This window comes from Streptomyces sp. NPDC089919 (genome assembly GCF_040684615.1).
Classification (GTDB): Bacteria; Actinomycetota; Actinomycetes; order Streptomycetales; family Streptomycetaceae; genus Streptomyces.
Genome location: NZ_JBFBGK010000221.1, coordinates 1 through 3,019 on the forward strand (window position 1 = coordinate 1; position 3,019 = coordinate 3,019).

Below are 3,019 nucleotides of genomic sequence, written 5' to 3' on the forward strand. Positions count from 1 at the left end.
ACGAGTACCTGCGACGCGTCCACCTCGAAGCCGGAGTCCCGCAGCGTCTTCTCCGCGATGGCCTTCTTCAGCTCGGGCAGACCCCATGCGCTGCGCGCATGGCAGGGACACCGCCTGCGCTTCGCTCCGGCGGGGCCGCCTTCGGCGGCCGGCTCCTTCCGCTTCGCTGCAGGAGCTGCCCGGCTTTGCCGGGCTGGTGCCGGCCCTTCGGGCCGGGGTCCTGCGCTTCGCTGCGGACCTGCTCCGCGTCCGCTGCGCTCCCTCGGAGCTGACCCCGTTTCACGGGGTTCAGGCCTTCGGCCTGTTGGGGTGTCCGCTCCGCTCCCACCCCGGGCCTTTCCGCTTCGCTCCAGGACCTGGGGCCCGCAAGCGGGCCCGGCCGGCAGCAGCGGGAGGGTGGCGGCCTCGTCCATCTGACGGGCTGTACGAGTCCCCCACAGGGGTGGACGTCTTTCGGGAAGCCGCTCCGGCCGCACGCCGCCTCAGGTACAGTCAAGCCTACATCACAGCAGATGCAAGCTGTGTAGCATCACGAGAATGCTGGCCCTCCCAGGGTGAGACTCTGGATCGCCTTGGATTCCTCTCACGAATTCGGATGCTGTGTACCATCCCGAGAAACCCGCCACTACCTCGGAGGGATCGAATGCAGAAGGCCGGTGAAATCGAGCTCTTCCCGCACCAGGAAGAGGCGGTGGAGGCGATCGTCCGGGGGCTAGAGGCCCGGCCGGGCCGGCGGTTCCCGAAGGCGGAGCTCCGAGCCACGGTGGTGGCCGCGTGCGGCACCGGCAAGACGGTGATGGCGGCCGCGGCCGCGCACCGGCTGGCGCGGGGCGGGCGGGTCCTGGTGCTGCTGCCGACCCTGGATCTGCTGACCCAGACCGCCCGGGCCTGGCGGACGGCCGGCCATGACGGGCCGGCTGTGGCGGTGTGCTCGCTCGAGGACGACGCGCAGCTGTACGGCCTCGGGGTGCGGTCGACGACGTCGGCGCCGCAGCTGGGCCTGTGGCACGGCCGGGGCCCCGTCACCGTCTACGCCACCTACGCCTCCCTACCCGTCATCGCCGCCGCGTTCCGTGGCGAGTTCGGGCTGCCGATGGAGGCCTTCGACCTGGTCGTGGTGGACGAGGCGCACCGGACGTCCGGGTCGGTGGGCAAGGCCTGGGCCGACATCCACCGCCAGGACCTCATCCCGGCACGGCGCCGGCTCTACATGACCGCGACCCCGCGGATCTGGGCCGAGCGGCCCCCGCGGACGCGCGAGGAGAAGCGCCGGGCCGCGGAGGAGGACCGGCGGTTCGAGGCGGAGCAGCGCGCGAAGGCCGAGGCCGAGGGGCGTCCGTACGTGCCGCCGGGGCCAGCCCGGGACCGGCTGCCCAAGAAGATGGCCTGCTCCATGGACGACGTCCGCGTCTTCGGGCCCGTCGTCTACGAGCTGTCGCTCGCCGACGCCATCGCCCGCGGACTGCTGGCCCGCTACCAGGTCGTCGTCGCCGAGCTCGTCGACCCGGTGGTGACGCCGGCCCGGCTCTACGGCGAGGAGCGGTGGGAGGAGCCGCTGCGGGGGCAGCGGCTGGCCGCCGTGCAGACCACCCTGCTGGAGACCATGGCCGCCCACGGCCTCAAGACGACGATCACCTTCCACCACCGCACCATCGAGGCGCAGGCCTTCGCAGAAGGCCTGGGCCGCGTCGCGGCCCGGTTGCACGCCGTCGACCCGGTGCGGCACCCGGCCACCGTGTGGTCGGGGTGGCTGCGTGGGGAGCACGAGGCCGGCCACCGGGCCGGCGTCCTCGCGGACTTCGGCCGCCGGGCCGGCCGGGCGGTGCTGGCGAACTGCCGCGTGCTCGGTGAGGGCGTAGACATCCGGGCGGTCGACTCGGTCGCCCTCATCGACCCCAAAGGCTCCGCCGTCGACATCGTCCAAGCCATCGGCCGAGCCCTGCGGCAAAAACCCGGCGAGGGAAAAATGGCGACGCTGATCGTCCCCGTGTTTTTGCGGGAAGATGAGAAACCGGAGGACATTCTTTCCTCGAAGTCGTATGGGCCGCTCATCAAGGTTCTGAACGGGCTTCGGGCGCATGATGAACGTGCCGTGGAAATGCTTGCAATTCCACAGGAGAACCAGAAACGCATCGTTGCGCCGTCGCTGACGATCGGCCCGGCACCCGAACCGGGCGAGGAGGAGGCCCGGCTGCTGCTCCGCTTCGCCGCCGCCCGCGACCCGGCGCTGATCGCGAAGTGGATCAGCTACCAGGTCTTCAACACCGAACGCCAGGACTGGAGGCGGGGCGCAGAAGCCGCCTTCCGGTACCGGGAACGCGAAGGCCACCTCGAGGTCCCCTACGAGCACACCGAGGGCACCTACCCACTGGGACGGTGGCTCTCCGACCAACGCCGCGCCTACCGCGCCGGAACCATGACCGGCCGGCACGCGGACGAACTCGAAGAACTCGGGATCGTCTGGGACACCGCCGACGCCGCCTTCGACACCAACCTCGCCGCCGCCCGGGCCTGGCACCGGCTGCACGGCACGCTGGCCGCCCCGCGGGGCGCAGCGATCCTCGACATCCAGCTCGGGCAGTGGCTCACCAACGTCCGCCGGCCCGGCGGGCTCGGCAAGGACCCGGTACGCGCCGGTCGGCGGGCGGCGGCCCTGGCCGCGATCGACGAGGACTGGAACCCGGCCGTACGCGGGTGGACCGTGGACTGGCAGCGCCACTACGCCTACCTGCAGCAGCACCTCAACGACGGCGCCTCCCTGCGGGCCGTCGTCCCCGGAGTCACCCGGCACGGCGACGACATCGGACGCTGGCTCACCACACAACGACGGGCCTTCCACACGCTGACCGCCGAGCAGCAGCAGCGCCTGACCGACCTCGGCGTCAAACCGGCCCGCACCCGAGCCGTGAAGGCCCCCACGGCCGCCGGGAAGCCAGCCACCGGCACCCGGGCCGGGCGCAGCACGGCGGCCTTCGAGACGGGCATCGCCGCCCTCGCGCACCACCTGGAAGACGAAGGC

At 72.0% G+C, this 3,019-nt stretch carries 1 protein-coding gene; it reads left to right on the forward strand.

What is annotated here, in order from left to right; all coding sequences use genetic code 11:
* Positions 1 to 643: 643 nt before the first annotated feature.
* A partial coding sequence (locus AB0O40_RS37735; protein ID WP_365050866.1) for a Helicase associated domain protein occupies positions 644 to 3,019 on the forward strand: 2,376 nt, incomplete at its 3' end.